This is a genomic window from Streptomyces sp. NPDC088197 (assembly GCF_044741185.1).
In the GTDB taxonomy this organism is placed as follows: domain Bacteria; phylum Actinomycetota; class Actinomycetes; order Streptomycetales; family Streptomycetaceae; genus Actinacidiphila.
On record NZ_JBIUSD010000015.1, the window covers coordinates 1 to 22105 of the forward strand.

General features: G+C 70.8%; 21 protein-coding genes and 1 pseudogene. 13 read left to right on the plus strand and 9 right to left on the minus strand.

Features of this window, described 5'->3' with window-relative positions; genetic code table 11:
- Nucleotides 1-86: pseudogene (locus ACIOC1_RS28490) on the plus strand (IS5/IS1182 family transposase); the annotation flags it as partial.
- Between the two features lie 310 nt (nucleotides 87-396).
- Here ACIOC1_RS28490 and ACIOC1_RS28495 read toward each other — a convergent pair.
- Nucleotides 397-567 (minus strand): hypothetical protein, encoded by a 171-nt coding sequence (locus ACIOC1_RS28495; protein ID WP_401856791.1) that lies wholly within the window; start codon nucleotides 565-567, stop codon nucleotides 397-399.
- Nucleotides 568-962: 395 nt separating this feature from the next.
- Between ACIOC1_RS28495 and ACIOC1_RS28500 the strand changes: the two genes are divergently transcribed.
- Complete coding sequence (locus ACIOC1_RS28500; protein WP_401856793.1) at nucleotides 963-1379, plus strand: RDD family protein; 417 nt, start codon at nucleotides 963-965, stop codon at nucleotides 1377-1379.
- A gap of 126 nt (nucleotides 1380-1505) precedes the next feature.
- Here ACIOC1_RS28500 and ACIOC1_RS28505 read toward each other — a convergent pair whose 3' ends face one another.
- The gene (locus tag ACIOC1_RS28505; RefSeq protein ID WP_401856795.1) at nucleotides 1506-2327 is read right to left on the minus strand and encodes an AraC family transcriptional regulator; all 822 of its coding nucleotides are present in this window, start codon (nucleotides 2325-2327) and stop codon (nucleotides 1506-1508) included.
- Between the two features lie 123 nt (nucleotides 2328-2450).
- Between ACIOC1_RS28505 and ACIOC1_RS28510 the strand changes: the two genes are divergently transcribed.
- The 3 genes from ACIOC1_RS28510 (at nucleotide 2451) to ACIOC1_RS28520 (ending at nucleotide 4262) form a co-directional block, all read left to right on the plus strand.
- Nucleotides 2451-3194: an alpha/beta fold hydrolase gene (locus tag ACIOC1_RS28510; protein ID WP_391160546.1), complete on the plus strand. Its 744-nt coding sequence runs from the start codon at nucleotides 2451-2453 to the stop codon at nucleotides 3192-3194.
- Between the two features lie 9 nt (nucleotides 3195-3203).
- Complete coding sequence (locus ACIOC1_RS28515) at nucleotides 3204-3377, plus strand: nuclear transport factor 2 family protein (RefSeq protein ID WP_401715692.1); 174 nt, start codon at nucleotides 3204-3206, stop codon at nucleotides 3375-3377.
- A 135-nt stretch (nucleotides 3378-3512) separates the two neighbouring features.
- A complete protein-coding gene (locus ACIOC1_RS28520; protein WP_401856798.1) occupies nucleotides 3513-4262 on the plus strand; it encodes a VOC family protein in 750 nt (249 codons plus the stop codon).
- Nucleotides 4263-4328: 66 nt separating this feature from the next.
- Here the strand turns inward: ACIOC1_RS28520 and ACIOC1_RS28525 are convergent, their stop codons facing one another.
- The 4 genes from ACIOC1_RS28525 to ACIOC1_RS28540 all read right to left on the minus strand — a co-directional run bounded on the left by ACIOC1_RS28525 (nucleotide 4329) and on the right by ACIOC1_RS28540 (nucleotide 9672).
- Nucleotides 4329-4520: a hypothetical protein gene (locus ACIOC1_RS28525; RefSeq protein ID WP_401856800.1), complete on the minus strand. Its 192-nt coding sequence runs from the start codon at nucleotides 4518-4520 to the stop codon at nucleotides 4329-4331.
- Nucleotides 4521-4670: 150 nt separating this feature from the next.
- A complete protein-coding gene (locus ACIOC1_RS28530; RefSeq protein WP_391160552.1) occupies nucleotides 4671-5405 on the minus strand; it encodes a D-Ala-D-Ala carboxypeptidase family metallohydrolase in 735 nt (244 codons plus the stop codon).
- A 189-nt stretch (nucleotides 5406-5594) separates the two neighbouring features.
- The gene (locus tag ACIOC1_RS28535) at nucleotides 5595-6959 is read right to left on the minus strand and encodes a glycoside hydrolase family 16 protein (protein WP_401856802.1); all 1365 of its coding nucleotides are present in this window, start codon (nucleotides 6957-6959) and stop codon (nucleotides 5595-5597) included.
- A 352-nt stretch (nucleotides 6960-7311) separates the two neighbouring features.
- Nucleotides 7312-9672 (minus strand): MMPL family transporter, encoded by a 2361-nt coding sequence (locus ACIOC1_RS28540; protein WP_401856804.1) that lies wholly within the window; start codon nucleotides 9670-9672, stop codon nucleotides 7312-7314.
- 220 nt (nucleotides 9673-9892) lie between these two features.
- Between ACIOC1_RS28540 and ACIOC1_RS28545 the strand changes: the two genes are divergently transcribed.
- Nucleotides 9893-10765: a TetR/AcrR family transcriptional regulator gene (locus ACIOC1_RS28545; protein ID WP_401856806.1), complete on the plus strand. Its 873-nt coding sequence runs from the start codon at nucleotides 9893-9895 to the stop codon at nucleotides 10763-10765.
- A 66-nt stretch (nucleotides 10766-10831) separates the two neighbouring features.
- On the opposite strand, the gene ACIOC1_RS28550 is transcribed toward ACIOC1_RS28545, so the two are convergent.
- Nucleotides 10832-11536 carry an alpha/beta fold hydrolase gene (locus tag ACIOC1_RS28550; protein WP_401856808.1) on the minus strand — a complete coding sequence of 235 codons (705 nt, stop codon included), beginning with the start codon at nucleotides 11534-11536 and terminating at the stop codon, nucleotides 10832-10834.
- Between the two features lie 248 nt (nucleotides 11537-11784).
- On the opposite strand from ACIOC1_RS28550, the gene ACIOC1_RS28555 reads away from it, so the two are divergent.
- The 3 genes from ACIOC1_RS28555 to ACIOC1_RS28565 all read left to right on the plus strand — a co-directional run bounded on the left by ACIOC1_RS28555 (nucleotide 11785) and on the right by ACIOC1_RS28565 (nucleotide 13969).
- Nucleotides 11785-13041 carry a class I SAM-dependent methyltransferase gene (locus ACIOC1_RS28555; protein ID WP_401856810.1) on the plus strand — a complete coding sequence of 419 codons (1257 nt, stop codon included), beginning with the start codon at nucleotides 11785-11787 and terminating at the stop codon, nucleotides 13039-13041.
- 151 nt (nucleotides 13042-13192) lie between these two features.
- The gene (locus tag ACIOC1_RS28560; protein WP_401856812.1) at nucleotides 13193-13465 is read left to right on the plus strand and encodes a hypothetical protein; all 273 of its coding nucleotides are present in this window, start codon (nucleotides 13193-13195) and stop codon (nucleotides 13463-13465) included.
- A gap of 69 nt (nucleotides 13466-13534) precedes the next feature.
- Complete coding sequence (locus ACIOC1_RS28565) at nucleotides 13535-13969, plus strand: hypothetical protein (protein WP_355336948.1); 435 nt, start codon at nucleotides 13535-13537, stop codon at nucleotides 13967-13969.
- Here the strand turns inward: ACIOC1_RS28565 and ACIOC1_RS28570 are convergent.
- Both ACIOC1_RS28570 and ACIOC1_RS28575 read right to left on the minus strand, forming a co-directional pair.
- Nucleotides 13939-14907 (minus strand): protein kinase family protein, encoded by a 969-nt coding sequence (locus ACIOC1_RS28570; protein ID WP_401856814.1) that lies wholly within the window; start codon nucleotides 14905-14907, stop codon nucleotides 13939-13941. The two genes, ACIOC1_RS28565 and ACIOC1_RS28570, sit on opposite strands and share 31 nt — an antisense overlap.
- 727 nt (nucleotides 14908-15634) lie before the next feature.
- Nucleotides 15635-16681 carry a LacI family DNA-binding transcriptional regulator gene (locus ACIOC1_RS28575; RefSeq protein ID WP_401715871.1) on the minus strand — a complete coding sequence of 349 codons (1047 nt, stop codon included), beginning with the start codon at nucleotides 16679-16681 and terminating at the stop codon, nucleotides 15635-15637.
- Between the two features lie 297 nt (nucleotides 16682-16978).
- On the opposite strand from ACIOC1_RS28575, the gene ACIOC1_RS28580 reads away from it, so the two are divergent.
- From ACIOC1_RS28580 to ACIOC1_RS28595, 4 genes are all read left to right on the plus strand, one after another.
- Complete coding sequence (locus ACIOC1_RS28580) at nucleotides 16979-18325, plus strand: extracellular solute-binding protein (protein WP_391163913.1); 1347 nt, start codon at nucleotides 16979-16981, stop codon at nucleotides 18323-18325.
- Nucleotides 18326-18495: 170 nt separating this feature from the next.
- The gene (locus ACIOC1_RS28585) at nucleotides 18496-19500 is read left to right on the plus strand and encodes a carbohydrate ABC transporter permease (RefSeq protein ID WP_401856816.1); all 1005 of its coding nucleotides are present in this window, start codon (nucleotides 18496-18498) and stop codon (nucleotides 19498-19500) included.
- Nucleotides 19501-19504: 4 nt separating this feature from the next.
- Entirely contained in the window at nucleotides 19505-20440 is a 936-nt protein-coding gene (locus ACIOC1_RS28590; protein WP_355336940.1) for a carbohydrate ABC transporter permease, read from the plus strand.
- Nucleotides 20441-20541: 101 nt separating this feature from the next.
- Nucleotides 20542-22023, plus strand: a complete 1482-nt coding sequence (locus ACIOC1_RS28595) for a beta-glucosidase (protein WP_355336938.1) — start codon at nucleotides 20542-20544, stop codon at nucleotides 22021-22023.
- The last annotated feature ends 82 nt before the right edge of the window (nucleotides 22024-22105 follow it).

Consider the following 22105-nt stretch of genomic DNA (forward strand, 5'->3'; position numbering starts at 1 on the left):
GGCGGATCTTCCGCAGATCTCGGTGCAGCCCCAACCGCATGACGTCAATCGCCAAGGCCGTCCTCACCCTGGAGCGGCAACGCTGAAGAAGCTCAATGACCCACGGAGCAGCCAGTTGCATCCAATACGAACGGCCAGACCTCCACGCCGACTCGACCGTCAGCTCAATTAGCCTCTCGGGAGTCGATACGCCGCCCCGACTGAGCTGCTCCCACGAGCGGGCATATTCAGCCAGGGATTCGGGCAGATCACGCTCCAGGTAGGGCCACATGGGAACGAAACCGGAGCTCACAAGCGCAGCTCGCCCTTCCGAATCCACCCCGACCCCAATACGGCCGTCAGGCATGATCCCAATCCATGCCCCGTCCCCTCGGTACACCACCGGAGTCCAATTACTCATCTGAACACCGGGAAGCGGGTGCCCGCGTCGGTCGCGGCGTCCTCGGTGAGGGCCGAAGCGGCCTTTCCCTGCGGGGACTTCTCCGCCGTCTGCGAAGGAGGAGCGGCGAACGCCTGCCCGCCCGCACCCAAGGGCGCGAGGCCGCCCGTCACCATTACCGCCGCCACGGCAGCAATCAACGACCTGCGCGCATGTCTGCTCAGCACAGAGCTCTCCCCACCCCAGCCCCAAAGTCCCCACCCAGAGCCACAGAGTTCCCACAAGTTCGCAGATCTTACATGTGATGTACATGCTCAGGTCAAGGGTGCATAAAGGGGTCTTCTGGCGGGTGGGCGGACGATGGAGACCACGGGCATATCCGGAGGGAGTCCTTCCATGCGGAGGGGGTGATCGCTCGTGGGCATGATCTGCTTTACTCCACTCCGTGGATGACAGAGGGGCGTCTCAGCCTGGCGGTGGAAGTAGCGGCGGAACGGATGTGGACGGGGTGCTTGCGCCGCAACAACCGGGCTCGGGAAATGAGTTGCCGGAATATCCCCGTGGGGGGCCTACGGATCAGACTGTGTACGGGCAGGTGCCGGTGGGCGCGATGCCGCCACTGGCGTCGTGGGGCCGACGGGTAGCGGCGGCACTGATCGACGGCATCATCATGTACGTGCCCGAACGCATCGTCTGGTACGCGCTGGGCAGCACGCCGGCAGCCGCCCAGTGGGGCGCGCTTCTCGTCCTCCTGATTGCCATCGGCCTGAGCTACGTGGCGGGCACCACCGGGCAGACCCCCGGAAAGAAGGTGGTCGGCATCCACCTCCTACGCGAGGCCGACGGGCAAGTCCTCGGCGTCGGGAGGGCCTTCGGCCGCTGGCTCCTGCACATCCTCGACGCCGTCTGCTGCGGGCTCGGCTATCTGTGGCCGCTGTGGGACGAAAAGCGGCAGACCTTCGCCGACAAGATCGTGCGCTCCGTCGTCATCAAGCCCTGACAGCCGCAGGCGCGACAGCGGGGGCCACGGCGATGCCGCCGTGGGCGCGACGCCGGGCCTGAGTGACGAGCCGGGGCCGGAATCGAGCCGTGGCGACGAGCTTGGTCGCGATGACGAGTCTCCGCTTCACGACGCCGAAGGCGGCCTGGGGGCGGGGCGGTTGGTCCGGTAGCGGCCGGGGGTGGTGCCGAGGACGGCGGTGAAGGCGGCGATGAAGCCACTGGGGTTGGCCCATCCGCAGGCGGCGGCGGTGCGGAGGGTGTCGTGGCCGTCGGCGAGGAGTACGAGGGCGTGGTGGATGCGCAGTTGGGTGCGCCACTCGTAGAAGGTCATGGCGAGTTCGTCGTGGAAGAGCCGGCTGAGGGTGCGGGGGCTGGCGCCGATCGTCCTGCCGAGTTCGGCCAGCGTGGAGTTGTCCGCCGGGTTCTCGTAGAGGATCCGGGCGACGGCTCGCAGCCGGTCGTCCGCGGGCTGCGGCAGGTGCAGGGGCTGTTCGTGCGCTTCCTGGAGGTCGTCGACGAGGACGCGCAGGAGGCGGGCGCGCGCGGCGGGGCTGTGCGCGGGCACGTCGGCGTCGTGCGCGCGGGGTCCGGTCAGGGCGAGCAGGACCTCGCGGGCGAGGCCGGAGGCGAGGAACACGGCGGGGTGGCCGGGCAGGAGCCGGGCGAGGGACGGCGTGAGGAAGACGATCCGCATGTCGGTGACGCCGTGGGCGCGGTGGTGGTGCGTGAACCCCGCCGGGGTCCAGGCGACTCGGTCGGCGGGCACGATCGAGGTGCCGCGCTCGGTGTGGACCGCCAGGACGCCGCTGGCCGCGTACACCAGGTGCCCGCGCGGGTGCGACCGCGCCTCGCTCTCCTCGCCGGACGGCCAGAGGTGGCGCCCGCCGGACGGCCACACATGGGACGTCACACCGGCGGCCGGGCGAGGTTGGCGGCAAACGGGCATGACTTGGCATCGTAGCGGTACCACGCCACCGCCTGCCCCCGTGAGACTGGCTCTGTACGCAGCGGTCCCGCGGCGCGGCGAGCGCCCGACCGGGCCGCGTGTCACCCGGAGAAGGAGAAGCACATGGCGACGTTCGTCCTCGTACCCGGCGCGTGGAAGGGCTCCTGGTCGTTCGAGGCGGTGGTCCCGCTGCTGGAGCGCGCCGGGCACACCGTGCACGCCCTGACCCTGACCGGTCTGCGGCCGGACGACGACAGCGCGACGGTCGCGACCGCCGGTCTCGACACGCACGCCGACGACGTGCTGCGGTGCCTGGACCGCCACAGCGTCACCGGCGCGACGCTGGTCGGCCACAGCTACGCCGGGATGGTGGTCGCCGCCGCGGCCGACCGCGCGGAGGGCCGGATCTCCCGGCTGGTGCACCTCGACGCCTACGTACCGCGTGACGGTGATTCGTGCTGGTCGTCGACGAACGACCACTTCCGGGAGGTGTTCGCCGCCGGTGCCGCGGCCACCGGCTACTCCGTCCGGCCGCCGGACGGCGGCGATCCCCGCCGCCGCCCCCATCCCCTCGCCGCCTTCCTCCAGACGGTCCGGCTGACCGGCGCGGTCGCCCGCGTCCCCCGCCGCGAGTTCGTCTACTGCTCGGGCTGGGAGAACCGGACACCCTTCGCCGGCCTCCGCGCCCGCCTCCAGGCCGACCCCGCCTGGCGGGTGCACGACCTCCCGACCGGCCACGACGCCATGCACGAGGCCCCGGACGCCGTCGCCGCGATCCTCCTCGCCGACGCCGACGCCGACGCCGAGGCCGACGCCGACGCGCACACCGCCGCCGACACCGCTGCCACCGCCCACCCGAGCGCCTGAGCCCGGCGCGTGTCGCATCCCGCAGCCGAGCTCACGGCGTTCATGGCGCGGTATGAGCAGGCCAACAACAGCCACGACATCGCACGCGTGGTGCAGCCCCGGTCAGGGGAGGGGCGGGGCACGAACGTGATCGTGAAGCGGGACGGGGCGTGGAAGATGCTGCACGAGCACCTGAGTTCCTGACCCGCCGGTGGGCCGGAGGGGGTCCTTCGGGCCGGGGCGCGGCGTCGCCGCCCGGGGCGGAAACTTAGGTGCGGGGGCCGGACGGGCGTGTCTAGGGTGCGGCTCGGACGTCGAGGGATCGGAGAGGTACGGGGTATGAGCAGTGAACTGTTCGCGATCTGTTTCAACGCGACGCGGCCGACGGGGCTGGCGAGGTTCTGGTCCGGGGTGCTGGGCTGGGAGGTGATCCCCGGTGAGGACGAGGACGCGCAGGGCGGTGTCGCGATCGTGCCGCCCGCCGCGGACGGGGCGACCGGCGGCTTCCGTATCCGCTTCCTGCCGAGCCAGGAGCCCAAGTCCCGCCAGAATCAAGCGCACTTCGACCTGACGAGCGCCTCCGCCGAGGACCAGCGGCAGACGGTGGCCAGGGCGCTGGAACTGGGCGGACAGCACATCGACATCGGCCAACTCCCCGAAGAGGGGCACATCGTGCTCGCCGATCCTGACGGCAACGAATTCTGCGTCATCGAGCCCGGCAACACATTCCTCGCCGACACCGGCGTCATCGGCGCCCTGGCCTGCGACGGCACCCGCGAGGTCGGCTGCTTCTGGAGCGAGGCCCTGCGGTGGCCCCTGGTCTGGGACCAGGACGAGGAGACCGCGATCCAGTCCCCCGAGGGCGGTACGAAGATCACCTGGGGCGGGCCGCCCGTCGCCCCCAAGACCGGCACCAACCGCCTCTCCTTCGAACTGGCCCTCCCCGCCGGCGCCGACCGCTCCGCCGAGGTCGACCGCCTCCTCGCCCTGGGCGCCACGCGCCCCGAGGCCGCGGAGACCGACGGCGGAGCCCACGTCCTGCTCCTCGACCCCGACGGCAACGAGTTCTCCGTCCGGAGGCCCCGATAGGCCGTCCTGCCCGGATGAAGCCGTCCTGCCCGAGCCTGCCCCGGCCCGGCCCCCGCCCCGCCGCGGTCAGTCCGCCGTGACGCCCCAGTAGCCGATCGAGACCGGCCGGCCGTCGGCGTGGTAGAGGACGGTGCAGTTGCCCGCCGCGCGGTCGGGGTAGAGGTCGCCGCGGTCCGACACCGCGGCGGTCCACTCGGCCTCGGTGGGACGGCCGCCGGGGCACCAGGCGCGGACCTCCGCGTCGGTCAAGGGGCGCATGAACGGCCCCTCCTCGTCATGGTCCCGAACCCGTGGTCGTCCTCGGAGAGTTCGCGCTCCTGCTCGGCCCGGAACGCCGCCGCCGGATCCGGGCGGGGCGGAACCCCGTGGCCGAGGCGGAGGGGGAGCGTCGGCCACGGGGCGCGGGGGTCAGATTCCGCAGGAGGAGGCGCTCCAGTAGCGGGAGCTCTGGTCGCCGAGGTGGGCGTGGGTGCTGTGGCCCGGGTAGCCGGGGCCGAGGATCTCGTTGAAGCCGTGGTAGCGGGCCTCCTGCACGATGCGGCAGTAGCTCGGCGAGCCGATCAGGTCGACGGCACGGCCGTACATGTGGTTGCTGTTCGCGGCCCCGCCGACGGCGCTGTTGCACGAGGCTGAGCGGAAGCCGCTGCTCGTGTTGAGCGGCTGGTCGCCCAGCGCGTGGCGCAGCGCCTCCAGCTTCCACATGAGCCGCAGGGCGTTGTCACGGGCGGTGGCCGCACTGACCGCGCCGCCCGCCCAGGTGGTGTTGCAGCGGTTCATCTCGCCGAAGGTGAAGTGGATCGGGGTGCAGTCGGTGTCCTGGAGCGCGCCGATCTTCGCGAAGGTCTGCGGCCCGGCGATGCCGTCCGCCGTGAGGCCGTACGCCTGCTGGAAACGCACGACGGCGGACTTGGTCGCCGGCCCGAACTGGCCGTCGGTCGCCAGCACCGCGCCGTAGCCGGGGTATCCGGCGATCCGGATCTGGAGCTGGCGGACGTCCTCACCGCTCGCGCCCTGGCTGAGGGTGCGGCCCCAGGAGTAGCAGCCGGCCGCATGGGCGCTGCCCGCCGTCACGGCGGTTCCGACGAGGATAGCTGACGCAAACATGACAATAGCGAGTAATGCACGGACGTACCGTCTCAACATCACGCCTCCCATGGGGGGTTCACGGACTCATGAGACTGCCCGACCTTGTCTATGCGCGTCAACCACTCCTTGACCTGGCATATTCGCCTGGCGCACCTCGCCCGCGAACGCCGGCGGGGCCGCGCGGACACGGTGTCCGGGCGGCCCCGCCGAAGCAGGCACAGCCGAAGCAGGCACGCGGGCCGAGGGTCAGGACCCCTGGGTGAACGTGTAGTGCGGGGAGTCGTACTGGGGGCCGTTCTTCTCGTACGTGAACCAGTACGTGAGAACGCTGCCGGTGGAGAGGCCGTTGACGGTCTGGGTCCAGGTGCCGGAGGAGTTGGTCATGCGGAAATTCTGCTGACCCGCGCCGTTGACGAGGTAGTGGACGTCGACGTAGGCGGCCGGGGTGGTCGGGGTGAAGGAGATGCGGGCCTGCGTGGAACTGGTGGAGGTGACACCGGCGGTGTAGTCGGGCGTGGTGGTGCTGCCGCCCGTGCTGCCCGCGCTCGAACCGGAGCTGGTGCCGGAACTCGTACCGGAGCTCGTACCCGTGCTCGTACCGGACGACGTACCGCCGTTGTTCGTGCCGCCGACCGTGCCGCTGCTGCCGCCGGTCGTCTGGTACACGGCGAACCAGTCGACGCTCATGCCCGCGCCGGAGCTGATGTCGGCGGACGGGGAGGTGCAGCCGCAGACCTTGTTGGGGTACGAGCCGCCGATGGCGACGTCGAAGATGGCGAAGAAGCCGTGGTCGACGGCGGCCTGCCAGGTGGCGACGGAGACCTGGTTCTCGTTGACGGTGTAGGTCAGATTGCCGTCGAGGTAGAAGCGGAGCTGCTCGGCGGAGGTGTTGGTGCGGTCGATGACGGCCGAGTACTTGTGGAAGCCGGTCTGGCAACCGGCGCACGGCTGGAGGTCGCTGGTGATGCCGTCGGGGTCGTGGCACTCGCCCGCCCACTGCCCGCAGTGGAAGGTGGTGGAGTGCTTACTGAGGGCGTTGACGTCCTCCATGATGTCGATCTCGCCGATGCTGGGCCAGTTGGTGGCGCTGACCGGGCGGGCGGCGGCGCCCATCGCCCAGAAGGCGGGCCAATAGCCGAGCCCGCTCTGGGGGTTGGGCTGCTGGATCGAGGCGCTGATTTCGAGCTGACCGCCCGCGGGGGCCGCGAAGTCCGTGCGCTGGGTCTCCACGCGGCCCGAAGTCCAGTGCCCCGAGGCGTCCTTGACCGGCTTGATCACCATGTGGCCGGAGCCGTCCTGGTAGACGTTCTGCGTCGAGTCGGTGGAGGTCTCGATCTCGCCGGTGCCCCAGTTGCCCGCGCCGCCGGGGTAGCTCGTGCCGATGTCGTAGAGCCAGTTGGACCGGTTGAGGCCGCTGCCCGCCGCCCCGTTGAAGTCGTCGCTGAACACGGTCGTCCAGCCCGCCGCGGGTCCGGGAACGGCCGCCGACGCCGAACCGCCGGACAGCACAAGGCCGGTGATGCCGGTCACGAGGAGGAGCAGGGCGCTGAGCACGGCCGTGGGACGTCCGCTGACGAGGCGGCGGGCGGCCGATGGAGGGGATGTCGTCATGGGCAGGTGCTGCCTTTCGGTCGTGGGGGGACAGCTGCCGTGGGGGCGGGGCGCTGAGCGTGAGCCGTGGTGCGTGGTGCGTGGCGCGTGGTCCGTCCTGCTCGTGCGCGACCCGCCGCCCGTGATGCCGTACTCGATATGCCTGATGCGCGCATGACATGTCGGAAATCTTGAGAGCGCTCTCAGAGCTGCGTGCGAATGGAGTGTCGGGCGGAACGGCGGGGGCGTCAAGGCATCGCACACAGATCCGCCGGGTGGGGGGCGGCGGCGGACGGGGCCGGGCACGCGCCACGGCCCCCGCCCGGGGAGGGCGGAGGCCGTCACAGGCATCGGGGCCGCGGGGCCCGCTCGATCACCTCTGCGAGGCGACCGGCTCGCGGTCCAGGTCGGGACCGGAGGCCGGCTCGCCCTCGCTGAGCCCGAAGCGGTCGTGGAATCTGCGCAGGAAGCCCGGCGCGTACCAGGCCGATCCGCCGAGCAGGCGCATCGCGGCGGGGACGAGGACACCGCGGATGGCCACGGCGTCGATGAGGATGGCCAGTCCGCTGCCGAGGCCGAACATCTGCATGAAGCTGAGCTTGGCCGTGCCGAAGGCGAAGAAGCTCACGGCCAGCAGGCAGGCCGCCGCGGTGACGATGCGCCCGGTGTGCCCGAGGCCGTTGACGACGGCCGACTCGGTGTCCTCGCCCTGGTCGTGGAGTTCCTTGATCCGGCTGGTGACGAAGACCTCGTAGTCCATCGAGAGTCCGAAGACGATGCAGAACATCAGCACGGTCATCGACATCTCCATCGGCTGCGCGGTGAAGCCGAGCAGGGAGGAGAGATGGCCGTCCTGGAAGATCCACGTCATGACGCCGAGGGTCGCCACCAGGGTGATCGCGTTGAGCAGCAGGGCGCGCAGCGGCTGCACGACGCTGCCGGTGAACAGGAAGAGCAGGATGAAGGTGGTGAGGACGACCAGGCCGATGGCGAGCGGGAGTTGGCCGCCGATGGAGTGCCGGGTGTCGACCAGTTCGGCGTCGGTGCCGCCGACCAGCGGGTGCGTTCCGGCGGGCGGCGCGAGGTCCCGTACCGCGCCGACCAGGTCCTGGGCCGCGTCCGACCTCGGCGTCAGGGAGCTGGTCACGCTGATCCGCTGCCCGTCGGGGCGGCCGAGGTTGGCGCTGCCCGGCCCGGCGGCGGAAGCCTGCCCGTCGGCGTAGGTCCCGGTGCTGGTCTCGACCCGTACGACACCCTTGAGCTGCGACAGCCGCTGCGCGTACGACCCCAGGGGGCCCTTGTCCACGGCCTGGCCGAAGACGATCTGGAGGGCGGAGTCGTCGCTGCCGGTGAAGTCGCTCCTGAGCGTCGCGGAGACCTGGCGGCTCTCGGCGTCCTTGGGCAGCACGCGCTCGTCCGGGGTGCCGAAGACGATGCCCAGCAGGGGGCTCGCCGCCGCCAGCAGGACCACGAGCACGGGCAGCGCGGTGAGCGCGGGCCGCCGCATGGAGGTACGGGCCAGCCGCGCCCACACGGAGACGCGGGCGGTGGAGTCGGCGGAATCCGTGGAGCTGGCGGAATTCACGGCGCTCGCGGAATTCACGGCCCTCGTGTCGCTCGCGGAACTCACGGCCTTCGCGGCGCTCGCGGAATTGACGGCCTTCGTGTCGTTCGCGGCGCTCGCGGCCTTCATCCAGGGCATCCGCCCGCTGTTGACCCGGTGTCCCAGGACGACGAGCAGCGGCGGCATGACGAACAGCGCGCTGACGGCCGCGATGGCGACGACCCCGACGCCCGCGAAGCCGAACGAGCGCAGGAAGTACTGCGGGAAGACCAGGAGCGCGGCGAGCGCGGCGGCCACGGTCGCCGCGGAGAACGCGACGGTGCGGCCCGCGGTGTGGACGGTCCGGCGGACGGCGTCGTCCACGCTCGCGCCCGTCGCGAGCTGCTCCCTGAACCGGCTGATCATCAACAGGCCGTAGTCGATGCCCAGTCCGAGGCCGAGGGCCGTGGTGAGATTGGTCGCCGTGTTCGAGACGCTGGTGACGTCCGCGAGCAGGGACAGCTCGGCGAACGAGCCGAGGATGGCGATGACCGCGATGGCCAGCGGCAGCAGGGCGGCCACCGCGCTGCCGAAGACGAACAGCAGCAGGACGAGGGTCAGCGGGATCGCGATCAGCTCGGCCAGTTCGAGGTCCTTGACGACCTGCGTCGACATGTCGTTGCCGACGGCGGCCACACCGCCGGCCCGGACCGTGAGCGCGTCCTTGTACGTACCGCCGAAGTGGTCGAGAAGCTTCTCGGCGTTCTTCTGCTGCTGCGTCGGGTCGCCCTTGACGTGGGCGAGCACCATGGCCTCGCGGCCGTCCTTGGACCGCAGTTCGGTGCTCCGCGTGTCCCAGTACGAGACGACGTTCGCCAGCGTCTTCTCGCTCTTCAGCTCGGCGACCAGGGCCCGCCCGTTCCGCTCGGCCGCCGGGGCGTCCACGCGGCCGTCGGCGATACGGCCGTCCGCGGTGCGGACGAGCAGCACCAGATTCGTCTCGCCGCCGAATCTCTTGTCGATGAGGTCGCGTGCCCGGGTGGACTGGGAAGCTGGATCGTCGAAGCCGCCGCCCAGTAGCTTGGTGAAGGCGCCAGCACCCACGGCACCCATGACGGCCGTCGCCACGATGGCGACGATGAGTACCAGCCGGGACCGGCGGATCGCCAGTTCGGCTATGCGTTCGAACACGCGAGATCTCCTCTGCGGACTTGCGGGCCTTCTGGACGCGCGTACCGGCGCAGTCGCGGGTGTGCGGGGCCCGCGGAGTCGCGCCGTGCGGCGGATGCGACGGGAGTGACGTCGCCGTGACGAACGTAGACAGCACACAACAGACTTTGGCAGTGCGAGATTTACCTGACAGTGTTCAAATTCCGGATACACGCCAAGGAAGCCGTCGTAGGGTGGGCGCATGCCCGCCGAGGAACACCCGCCAGCGCCACCGGACGTCTCCAAGCCGACACCACCGCCGACACCACGGACGACACCGTCGGCACCGCGAATACCGCCGACACCAGCAACGCCGCCGCCACCGTCGTCCCCGCCCTCCCCGCCCTCCCCGCCCTCTCTGCGTGAACGGCGGCGCGCGGCGGCGACGCAGGAGATCCTGGACGCCGCCGAGCACCTGATCGGGGAGAACGGCCCCGAGGGCCTGTCGATGCGCGCGATAGCCCGCGGCCTGGGCATGACCGTCCAGGCGCTCTACCACTACTTCCCGAGCCGGGACGCCCTCGTCACCGTGCTCGTCACCAAGGCGTACGACGACCTGACCGCCGCCGTACGTGCCGCGCTCGACCGAGCGGCGGCGGACTGGCCGGATCTGCCGCGCCTGGTGGTCGCGGCCGAGGGCTACCGCCATTGGGCCATCGCCCACCCCGAGCGGTACCAACTCCTCTACGGGACACCGCTGCGGGGGTACGCGGCCCCGCACGACGGCATCACCACCCAGGCCAACCGCCGGATGAGCGTGCTCTTCCAGCGCGAACTGTTCGACGGCTTCAGCACCGCGCAGCTCGCGGCGGCCGACGTCCCCGCGCTCTCGCCCCGGCTCCTGGCGCACCTGGACCGGCTGCCGCCGGAGGGCCCGGGAGAGCTGCCCCCGCCGGCGGTCGCTCTCCTCATGGAGGCGTGGGGCCGCCTGCACGGGCAGGTGGTCCTGGAGGTCTTCGGGCACACCTCGTTCCTCGGCGAGCACCAGGCCGAGGTCTTCCGCATGGCGATGCGGAATCTGCTCGCGGACGTCCGCCGCCGTATCCCGGCGGACGTGATGGTGCCGCAGGCGTAGGACGGACCCGCAGCGAGTGGGCCCGACACCCGCGCGGGCCCGAGGCCCACGCGCGCCCGGCAGGGATCAGGGGGCGGTCTCGGCCCCCAGGATCGCGGCGAGCTGGCGCGGCTCGGAGAACATCGGCCAGTGCCCGGTGTTCATCTCCACCAGCCGCCACCGCTTGCCGTCCAGGAGCGCGGCCACGTCACTGTTCGGCTCCGGGCCGTCCAGAAGGCACTTGATATACGTCGTCGGGAGGTCGGCGAGCGGGCGGGACAGCGCGGCGGGCTCGGTGAGCGAGGCAGCCGGATGCGGGGTCGCGCCCGCGACGATCCGGGCGATCTGCTCGTCGGTCAGGCCCTGGCCCTCGAACTCCCCGGCGGCGGGCGGCGGCCAGACGCCGTCCCCCTCGGCCAGGATCGCCTCGAATCTGGCCTGCCCCTCCCACCAGCCGGACGCGAACGACCCGCCCTCGACCGGCACTTCGGAGTCGACCAGGACCATACGGGCCAGCCGGTCGCCGATCCGCCCGGCGGCCTGGCCGACCGGAATCCCCGAGTAGCTGTGTCCGACCAGGACCACGTCCCGCAAATCGAGCCGCTCCACCTCGGCCACGATGTCCTCGACATGCGTCCGCTGCCCGGCGTCCGGCGCGGCGCCTCGCTTCTCGGCGAGCCCCGACAGCGTCAGCGGATGGACGCCGTGCCCGGCCGCCCGCAGCTCGGGCACCACCTCGTCCCACGCCCACGCGCCGAGCCACGCCCCCGCGACCAGTACGAATTCAGCCATGACGGCAACGTATCCGAGGGGCACGACAATCCCGCCGAGGCCCGCACGCCGCCGCGCGACATCCGTACGACATCCGTACGACAGCCGTGCGACAGCCCCCGGCAGACGGGCGGCACCCGCGCCAATCCGTACGCCGTACCGCGCCGAATACAGGGTGAGAGCCCCGACCGGAACAGCCCGGCACAGCCCGGAACAGCACAGCGGAGCCGCCGCCTCACCGGCCGGCACCGCGGAAAGCGAGCGCGTCCATGCCCTCCGTGACACCCACCGCGGCCGACCGGCTGCGCCCCCACCTGGACCAGGCGCTCGGCGGGGAACCGCCGCTGCGGGTGCGGCTGTGGGACGGGAGCGAGCTGGGCTCGGGCGACGGACCGCTGGTGGTCGTACGGCGGCGGCGGGCGCTGCGGCGGCTGGTCTGGCAGCCCGGCGAGCTGGGCCTCGCGGAGGCGTACGTGGCCGGGGAGATCGACGTCGAGGGCGATGTCGGGGAGGCGCTGCGCACGGTGTGGGCGGCCATCCGGCAGCAGAAGCTGCGGCCGGCCCGGCTGTCGGCGGCCGACCGGGCGCGCGCGCTGGCGGCGGCGGTACGGATCGGCGCGATCGGGCCGCGCCCCGCGCCGCCGGGGGCTCCGGCGCGGCTGAGCGGACGCCTGCACAGCAAGGACCGCGACCGGGCCGCGATCCACCACCACTACGACCTGTCGAACGACTTCTACGCGCTGCTGCTCGACGAGACGATGGCGTACTCCTGCGGTTGGTGGACCAGCGACGCCCCCGACTACACGTCCGCCGACGCGCAGCGCGACAAACTCGACCTGATCTGCACGCGGTTGGGGCTCGGGCCCGAGGCCCGGCTGCTCGACATCGGCTGCGGCTGGGGCTCGTTGACCCTGCACGCCGCCGAGCGGTACGGCGCCCGCGTCACCGCCGTCACCCTCGCGGCCGAGCAAGCGGCGTACGTACGACAGGAGGTGAAGGCGCGCGGGCTCAGCGACCTGGTCGACGTGGAGTGCCGCGACTACCGCGACATCCGGGGCGGCGGCTACGACGCTGTGGCCGCCATCGAGATGGGCGAGCACGTCGGCGACGCCGAGTACCCGGCCTTCGCCGCGGCCCTGCACGACCGGCTCAGGCCGGGCGGCCGGGTGATGGTCCAGCAGATGTCACGCGGCCGGAACGCGCCGGGCGGCGGCGCCTTCATCGAGACCTACATCGCCGCCGACATGCACATGCGCCCGCTCGGCGAGACCGTCGGCCTGCTCGAACAGGCCGGTCTCGAAGTGCGGTCCGTCACCGCGATGCGCGAGCACTACGTCCGCACCATCCTGGCCTGGCACCGCACGCTGGAGGACCGCTGGGCCGAATTCGTCGCCCTCGTCGGCGAGGAGACCGCCCGCGTGTGGCGGCTCTACCTCATCGGCAGCGCCCTGTCCTTCGGAGAGAACCGCATGGGCGTCGACCAGATCCTCGCCTGCCGCCCGCCCGCGCCCGAGGACGCGGCCTGAACCGATCCCGGCGAACGCGGTCCCGAAACGTCTCCGGGAGCGTGTTCCCGAACGTATTCGGTGCACGGCGGGCCTCACCCACGCACTGGCGCACGGCCTGCGGACGGGCGAGGCGGACGGCGTCCGCGACGGGCTGATCACGCTCGGCGAGTTGTACGCGTACGTACGCGACCGGGTGCGGGAGGCCGCCGACGTCCACGGAGAACTCCTCATCGCCTGGTGCGACCGCCCCGCCGCGTCCTCCGGCCACCGCCGGGAGCACCCTCACCACCACCTCGCCGTACCGGAGTTGGAGCTGCCCGACGTCCCGGACGCAGCCGTCCCCGCCCCACGTGGTGCTGTCGTCGCCCTCCCGCGCCGCGCCGGGAGTGCCGGTGTGGCGGCGCCTGTGACGGCGGTGAACGGCGTCGGCAGCGCGTTCTGAGAGCGCGTACGAGGGCCCGCGTTCAAGAAACGTACGCGCCTCGGCGGCCCGAGGTCGTAGCCTCCGTTCATGGCCGAGATCTGGGATGAACAGGAGCTGATCGGCGAGGGATTCGAGCGGGTCTTTGCCGAATTGGACCGATACGACGCCCCGATTTTCGGCCTCGCCGAGGTCGAAGGGGAGCCGCACTACTTCCGGCTCGTGTACGAGGACACCTACGCCGTGTGGCCCGTCGGCGCCGCCCAACTCGCCCTGGAGCGCGAGCGGTGGGCCCTCTTCGCGGCCTGGCACGCCCGCTACGAGGCCGGTACGGCCGAGCCCGACACCCACCCCGGCACGGGCGGCGTCGACGCCCGTTACGACGAACTCACCGCGCTGCTCCTCCCCCACCGCGACACCCCCGCCGAGCCGCGCGTCCTGACCGCCCAGTGGCGCTCCACCCCCGGCCCCCGCTACCGCCCCGACGGCGTCGACTACCGCGTCAGATGGCGGCCCGCCGACTGAACCGGATACGGCGTCTCCCGGCTCTCCGTCCGCAACGCCCTGTGCCACTCCCCCATCTCCTCGGCCAACTGCCCGTGCCGGGCCAGCACCGGAGCCGGGACCTTCCCCGTATTGCGCTCCAGCCAGCGCACCAAGTGCGTACGGATGTAATCGCGGTCGTACGTCCGGTGCCGCTCGTAGAACTCGGCCTCCGCCGAGGACAGTTCGAACCTGGTCGACACCGCCAGGCCGTAGTCCGCGAAGTACAGGCGGTGGCCGTCGGTCAGGATATTCTCGAAGTGCGCGTCGAAATGCAGCAGTTCGCGGTCGTTCATGAAATCCGCGCCGTCCAGCAGCTCGCGCTCGATCCACTCGCAGACGCGTTCCGTCGTCTCCTCGTCCGCCTCCGCGAGACGGTTCCGCAGCCAATTCTGCAAATTCTGCGGGATGTACTCCATGAAGACCACCGCGCTCGCCGTCGCGTCCCGCACACCCTCGATGCGGCGCCTCATTCCGGGGCTGCCGCCCCAGTACGCCACCGCCGCCTCCACATCGGCCAGTTCCTTCGGCAGGGGCCTTCTCGTGCTCGGCAGCACCCGCCAGTGATACGTCATGGGGAAGCCGTCGTGCTCTCCCGCCAGGACCCAGTTCGTCGTCATGGCATGGACGGCCAGTTCGCGCCAGGCGCCGAAGCCGGGGGTGGCGATGCCGTAGTGGCAGAACGCCGGGAGGTCGAAGACGTTCGCCGTCGAGTGGGTGTTCTCCGGGCGCCTTTCGAGGTCGGTGAGGCGGATCTCCTTCACGAAGACGGGGGTTCCCGCGAGGAGCACCTTTGAGGTCTGTCCGCCGATGCCTTCTCCGAGGGGTTCACCCCTCTCCACGAGCTCGCGCAGTTCCGCGTCACTTCTCAGCGCCAGCTCTGTCGCCACTTCCCCGTAAACCGCCGTCCGCTTCTTCACGTCCTGTCCTTCCCTCCGTCCTGTCTTTCCCGCCCGCCCACCCGTGCGGGTGCTTTCTTCGTCTGCGGGTGCCGCCTGTGCCTGGTCGGTCCCGGCCCGGGGCACCTCCTCGGGCGACGAACGTGCACCCACTTCGAAAACGTCCAGCCCCTTTCCGTTCGTCCCCCTGCGGGGGCACCCCGCACCGTCCCCTCCTCGCCCGTCGGCGTCCGCCTGTCCGCTGTGGCTGAGGAGGGAGGGGTGGGAGGGGGTGCGGGCCCTGCGACGCCCAACCCTCCGGCGGGGTGGGCGCAAGGGGGTGGGTGGGAGCCCGGGACCCGAGCCACCAACGTCCAGCCGGGGTGGGCGGGGTGCGGGTGCTGGGGAGTGGGGGGGGTGGCAGGGGCTTCGTTGGGCTCTTGGCGGAAGGGCCCGAGCATTCCGACTCACCGGGAGGGGGCACCGGCGCAGGCTCACCGGGAGGGGCACCGGCGCAGGGCGGCCCGCCGAAAAGAACCCCCTCCCCGGCAACCCCAACCGGACCGTCGGACGCCGACGGACCGGGAGGGGACGGGCCGGGGTGCCCCCGCAGAAATGCGGTGACAAGAAGGGTGCCGAATAAGCAAAGGCCAGGTAGCCGCATTTCGAGGAGGTGCCCCGGACCGGGACCGACCAGGCACAAGCGGCACCCGCAGACGACAAAGCACCCGCACGGGTGGGCGGGCGGGCAAAGACAAGACAACGAGCCCTAAACAGAGTCGCGTTGAATGAGCTCAGTGGCCAGAACGACATGGCGTCGCACCGAATCCCGCTCGGCGATCTCCTCCAGAAGCACCCGCGCCATCGTCCGCCCCATCTCCTCCGTCGGCTGCCGAACACTGGTGAGCGCCGGATCCATGTGGCGCGCGATGGCCGAGTCCTCGAAACCGACGAGCGCGACATCGGTCGGCACAATCCGCCCCGACTCGCGCAGCACCTGCCGCGCGCCGGCCGCCATGAGGTCGGAGGCGGCGAAAACGGCGTCGATGTCCGGCCGCCGCGCGAGCAGCTCGCGCATGGCCCGCCGCCCGCCCTCCTCGGTGAAGTCGCCCCGGGCGACGAGCTCCGAGTCCGAGGAGCCCCCCGAGGAACCCCCGGCGGAAATCCCCGCCGCCTCCACGGCCTGCCGATACCCGTCGAGGCGACAGCGGGCCACGTACATGTCCGGCGGCCCGGTGATCGTCGCGACCGCCCGCCGCCCGCGGGCGAAGAGGTGGGCGACGGCGGCACGCGCGCCGCCGACGTTGTCGGCGTCCACGTACGAGACGGATTCCAGGTCACTGCGCCGCCCGTTCAGAACGGCGGGCATGTCGAGCTGTTCGAGAAGGTCGGGCAGCGGATCGTCCTCGTGGACGGAGACCAGCAGGACGCCGTCCACGCGGTGCGCGGCCAGGTACTGGCCGAAACGGGCCCGCTCCTTGGGCGTACGGATCAGCGTGAGCAGGAGCTGCATGTCGGTGTCGGCCAGCTCCGCCCCGATCCCCCGGATGATGTCGGAGAAGTACGGCTCGGCGAAGAGCCGCGTCTCCGGCTCGGGGATGACCAGAGCGATCGCGTCGGTGCGATTTCCGGCCAGCGCGCGGGCCGCGCGGTTGGGCACGTACCCCAGTTCGGCGATGGCGGCCTCGACCGCGGCCTTCGCGCGGTCGCTGACCCGCGGCGACCCGTTGATGACGCGCGAGACCGTGCCGCGTCCCACCCCGGCGCGTACAGCCACCTCTTCCAGGGTGGGCCGTCCGCTGTGCCGCCCGTTCATGGCCACTTCCGCCTCCTGTGCTCCACTGTCGCGCCACCTTAGCGCCCGGCCCGCTCTGGACAGCAGGATCTCTTGAGAGCGCTCCCACGCTGTGTTCACCGTACCCGCCCCGCGGCGTCCGATCCGTTCAAGAAGTGACCATCGGTCCGGTCCGGACACGTTCCGGCAACGAAATCGACTTCACATCTTGACACTGACCCCTCCGAGGCCGGATTGTTCCGGCAAGCTTAGTGGGAGCGCTCCCACACCCTCACTCGCACCACCGCACGCCAGACCCACCCTGACAAGGAGAGTGGAATGCGCACTTCCGGCAGAACCCGCAAGGCCGCAGTCATCGCGGTCGCGGGTCTCGCGACCTGCGCGACCCTGATCACCGGATGCAGCAGCGACAGCAAGAGCAAGGACTCGGGCAACGGGAGCACCGCCTCCTCGACCGAGAAGATCACGCTGCACGTCGGTGACTTCGGATCGTTCGGCTACGACGACAAGACGGGCGCGGCCCTCTTCTCCGAGTACCACAAGCTGCACCCCAACATCACGATCGTCGAGGACAACGTCGCCGACGGGCAGCAGTACTGGGACGCCCTGAAGCTCCACCTCTCCCAGGGCAGCGGCCTCTCCGACATCCAGGCCATCGAGATCGGCTACATCGCCGAGGCCACCGGCCCGACGCTGGCGTCGAAGTTCGTGGACCTGGGCAAGGCCAAGGGCGTCAACGTCGGCGACTGGCTGGACTACAAGGAGAAGCAGGCCACCACCACCGACGGTTCGGTGATCGGCCTGGGCACCGACATCGGCCCGATGGCGGTCTGCTACCGCAAGGACCTCTTCAAGGCCGCGGGTCTGCCCGACGACCGCGAGGCGGTCGCGGCCAAGTGGGCCGGTGACTGGTCGAAGTTCCTGGCCGTCGGCAAGGAGTTCAAGGCGAATGCGCCCTCGGGTGTGGCCTTCACCGACTCCGGCAGCGGCCTGTTCAACGCGGTGGTCTCCAGCCAGACCACGCAGTACTCCGACGCGTCCGGCAAGCTGATCTACGACACCAGCCCCGGTGTGAAGACGGCGTGGGACCTGGCGACCGAGGCCGTCAAGGACGGACTGACCGACAAGCTGCGGCAGTTCGACGCCAACACCTGGAACGCGGCGTTCAAGAACTCCAAGTTCGCGACCGTGGCCTGCCCGAGCTGGATGATCGGCATCATCAAGGACTCGGCCGGCCCCGCCAACCAGGGCAAGTGGGACATCGCCGCGCCGCCGCAGGCCGGCAACTGGGGCGGTTCGTTCCTGTCGGTGCCCAAGGCCGGCAAGCACATAGCGGAGGCGACCGCGCTGGCCGCCTGGCTGACCGCGCCCGCCCAGCAGGCGAAGGTCTTCGCGAAGAACGGCAACATCCCGTCGACCAAGGCGGGTCTCGCCGACCCGGCCGTGCAGAACGCGACGAACCCGTACTTCGGTGACACCCCCGTCGGCAAGATCTACTCGGCCACCGCGGAGAGCATCCAGCCCGCGCCCATCGGCCAGTACGACGGTCAGGTGAAGACCTTCATCACCGACAACGGAATCCTCGACATGGAGCAGCACGGCACCTCGGCCGAAAAGGCGTGGTCGAACGTGAAGGCACTGGTCAAGGACAAGATCGACCAGTAGCGCGGACGGGGCCGCCCGGCAGTGTCTCCCACCTGCCGGGCGGCCCGCACCTCGTCTCCCCGCACCTCGTACCGCCCCCGCATCCGCGGCCGGACCACCCCGGACGACCGCGGCACTCCTCCAGTCACCGCACAACCCTCGCCCGAACCCCTACGGGAAGGACGCCACTCGTGGCCACCTCCGTCAGGGCGACGTCCGACGGCAGTCCTCCGTCGTCCCCGCCCGCCGCCCCCCGCTCGCCCGGCAAGGGCGCCCACCGCCCCCCGGGCTGGCGTTCCAGGCTGTACCGGCTGGACACCAAGGCGTCGCCGTACGCGTACATCGCCCCGTTCTTCATCTGCTTCGCGGCCTTCGGCCTCTTTCCGCTGATCTACACCGGCTACCTCTCCTTCAACCAGGTGCAGCTCGGCGGCGACGCCAGTTGGGTCGGTTTCCGGAACTACACCCGCCTGTGGGACAGCGAGTTCTTCTGGAACGCGCTGCGCAACACCTTCTCGCTCGCGGTGATCTCGACCGTGCCGCAGCTCCTGATGGCGCTCGGCCTCGCGCACCTGCTGAACTTCAAGCTCAGGGCGCGCGGCTTCTTCCGGGTCGCGGTGCTCGCGCCGTACGCCACCTCGATCGCGGCGGCGTCGCTGGTCTTCGTCCAGCTCTTCAATCCCGACTACGGGATGGTCAACCAGATCCTCGCCCACTTCGGGGTGCACAACCTCGACTGGCAGTCGTCCAAGTGGCCCGCGCAGATCGCCATTTCGGCGATCGTGACCTGGCGCTGGACCGGCTACAACGCGCTGATCTACCTGGCCGCGATGCAGGCCGTGCCGTCCGACCTGTACGAGGCGGCGGCGCTCGACGGGGCCTCGCGCTGGCGGCAGTTCATCAGCGTCACGATCCCCTCGATCCGGCCGACGATTCTCTTCACCATCGTGGTCTCGACGATCGGCGCCACACAGCTCTTCGGTGAGCCGCTGATCTACGGCGGCGGAGTCGGCGTCAGCGGCGGCTCCGCGCATCAGTACCAGACGCTGAGCCTCTACATGTACGAGAAGGGCTGGGCGACCGGCGCGCTGGGCCAGGCCTCCGCCGTGGCCTGGGTGATGCTGCTGATCCTGCTGCTCATCGGCGCCGTCCAACTGTTGATCGTGCGGGCCAACCGCCGGAAGCTCGGGGGCTGACCTCATGGCACAGACAACCGAAACGCAAGCGTTCGGGGCCGCGCCGTCGCGGCGGTCCGCCGCCGTACCGCCGCCCAAGCCCCCGCGTCGCCGGTTCCTGCGCAGGAGCGGGGCGGGCAAGCAGGAGCACGCGGGCCCGGTCGCGTACGTGATTCTCGTCGTCGCGGCGCTGATCTCGCTGTTCCCGCTGTACTGGACGGTGGTGGCGGCGTCGCGCACGGACGCCGAGATCGTCACGCCGCCGATGCCGCTGCTGCCCGGCAGCCATCTGATCGACAACCTGCACATCGTGTGGGACCAGGTCGACATGGGCAAGGCCCTGATCAACTCCACGATCGTGGCGGGCTTCGTGTCGTTCAGCACGGTGATGTTCGCGACGCTCGCCGGATTCGCCTTCGCCAAGCTCCAGTTCCGCGGCCGTAACGCGCTGCTGATGCTGGTGGTCGCGACGATGACGATCCCGCCGCAGCTCAGCGTGATCCCGCTCTACCAGATCATCACCAACCTGGGCTGGGTCGGGCACATCCAGTCCGTCATCCTGCCGTCGCTGGTGGCCGCCTTCGGCGTGTTCTTCATGCGGCAGTTCCTGTCCGAGGCGCTGCCGATCGAACTGGTCGAGGCGGCGCGGGTGGACGGCGCGCACAGTCTGCGGATCATCTGGCACGTGGTGTTCCCGGTGGCGCGGCCCGCGATGGCCGTGCTGGGAATGCTGGTGTTCGTGCAGTCGTGGAACGACTTCTTCTGGCCGTTCATCGCGCTCAACCAGCAGAACCCGACGGTTCAGGTCGCGCTGGCCGGTCTGGGTTCCGGTGACCACACCATCGACCACTCGATCGTGGTGACGGGCGCGCTGGTCGCCACGCTGCCGCTGCTGCTGGTCTTCGCGGTCCTCGGCAAGCACATCGTCGGCGGCATCACGGCAGGTGCCGTCAAGAGCTGAACCCTTCGTGAACTCCCCCATGCCTCCCCTGAACTCCCCCTGAGCAGCGTCCTGTTGGCCCCCTCCCCCGCTTACCCCTGATTCCCCTGGAGTCCCCCGTTATGACCGCTGTCCGCTCCGAGAGCGCCGAGAGCGCCAATGTCTCGGCCTCGCTCCGCTTTCCCCCCGGCTTCGTCTGGGGGGCGGCCACCGCCGCCTACCAGATCGAGGGCGCCGCGGCCGAGGACGGCCGCACCCCCTCGATCTGGGACACCTTCAGCCACACGCCCGGCCGCGTCCACAACGGGGACACGGGTGACATCGCGGCCGACCACTACCACCGCTTCCGCGACGACGTCGCGCTCATGTCCGACCTGGGCCTGGGCGCGTACCGGTTCTCCGTCTCCTGGTCGCGCGTGCAGCCGACCGGGCGCGGCCCGGCCGTCCAGCGCGGCCTCGACTTCTACCGCTCGCTCACCGACGAACTGCTCGACCGCGGCATCACGCCGGTGGCCACCCTCTACCACTGGGACCTGCCGCAGGATCTGGAGGACGTCGGCGGCTGGACGGTACGCGACACCGCCGAGCGGTTCGCCGACTACGCGGCGCTGGTGGCCGGCGCGATCGGCGACCGGGTGCCGTACTGGACGACCCTCAACGAGCCCTGGTGCTCGGCCTTCCTCGGCTACGGCTCCGGCGTGCACGCGCCGGGCCGCACCGAGCCGGAGTCGGCGCTGCGGGCCGTCCACCACCTCAACCTCGCGCACGGCAAGGCGATCGGGGCCCTGCGCTCCGCGCTGCCCGCCGCCGCGCAGACCTCGATCACCCTCAATCTGCACCAGATCCGCCCGCTGACCACCTCACCGGGCGACCTCGACGCGGCCCGCCGGATCGACGCGGTCGGCAACCGGGTCTTCCTCGGCCCGATCCTCGGCGGCGACTACCCGGCCGATCTCCTCGCGGACACCGCCCACTTGGTGGACTGGGAGTCGCTGGTACGGGAGGGCGACCTCGCGGAGATCTCCCGGCCGATCGACCTGCTGGGCATCAACTACTACACGCCGACGCTGGTTTCGGACGGCAAGCAGCGCGCCGACGGACCCGACGTGCCCCGCAACGACGGGCACGGCGCCAGCGACCACTCGCCGTGGCCCGGCTCCGAGCACGTCGCCTTCCACCTGCCGCCCGGCGAGACCACCGCGATGCGCTGGGCGGTGGACGCCACCGGTCTGTACGACCTGATCCACCGGGTGGCGCGCGAGCACCCGGGGCTGCCGATGATGGTCACCGAGAACGGCGCCGCCTACGACGACTACATCTCGCCCGAGGGCACGGTCAACGACCCGGAGCGGATCGCGTATCTGCGCAGCCACCTGGCGGCGATCCACCGCACGATCGCCGACGGCGTGGACGTACGCGGCTACTTCCTGTGGTCGCTGATGGACAACTTCGAGTGGGCGTACGGCTACAGCAAGCGTTTCGGCGCGGTCTACGTCGACTTCGGCACACAGCGCCGCATCCCCAAGCAGAGCGCCCACTGGTACGCGGCCGTCGCCCGCGAGAACGTCCTTCAGGGAGTCGCGGAGGAGGACGGGGCTTCCTGAGGGAACGGAAAAGGAGCGGTACGGACAGCTCGAGGGTGCTGTCCGTACCGCTCCGCGCTCCTCTCCCGTGGGGGTGGGAGAG